We start from the raw sequence: 651 nt of genomic DNA, 5'->3' as shown, positions 1-651 counted from the left end.
TGACCTTTGAAAACTGAACAAAGAAGAAGACGAAAAGCAATGAGACGTAAAGTCTCACTGGTAATCGCAGGGCAGAAAACAGAAAGCTGTTTTCAACAAAAACAAACTAGTAATTTAATTGCTAGCGAAGTCAATTTGACGCAAGGAATCTTATTCACGGTGTTGAATAAGTATTCAAATTCAATTTATATTTTAAAGAGAGTTTGATCCTGGCTCAGGACGAACGCTGGCGGCGTGCCTAATACATGCAAGTCGAACGAACGGAGGAAGAGCTTGCTCTTCCAAAGTTAGTGGCGGACGGGTGAGTAACACGTGGGCAACCTGCCTGTAAGTTGGGGATAACTCCGGGAAACCGGGGCTAATACCGAATGATAAAATGTGGCGCATGCCACGCTTTTGAAAGATGGTTTCGGCTATCGCTTACAGATGGGCCCGCGGTGCATTAGCTAGTTGGTAGGGTAATGGCCTACCAAGGCCACGATGCATAGCCGACCTGAGAGGGTGATCGGCCACACTGGGACTGAGACACGGCCCAGACTCCTACGGGAGGCAGCAGTAGGGAATCTTCCGCAATGGACGAAAGTCTGACGGAGCAACGCCGCGTGTATGAAGAAGGTTTTCGGATCGTAAAGTACTGTTGTTAGAGAAGAA

The 651-nt window shown here is 47.6% G+C and carries 1 rRNA gene; it reads left to right on the top strand.

The features are described 5' to 3' along the window. Window positions 1–191: 191 nt before the first annotated feature. Window positions 192–651, top strand: a 16S ribosomal RNA gene (locus tag HCB45_RS15170); the annotation flags it as partial.

This window comes from Listeria farberi (assembly GCF_014229245.1).
GTDB classification, from domain to species: domain Bacteria; phylum Bacillota; class Bacilli; order Lactobacillales; family Listeriaceae; genus Listeria; species Listeria farberi.
Note: the sequence above shows the minus strand (reverse complement) of the source record. Positions and strands in the feature narration are given on the sequence as shown.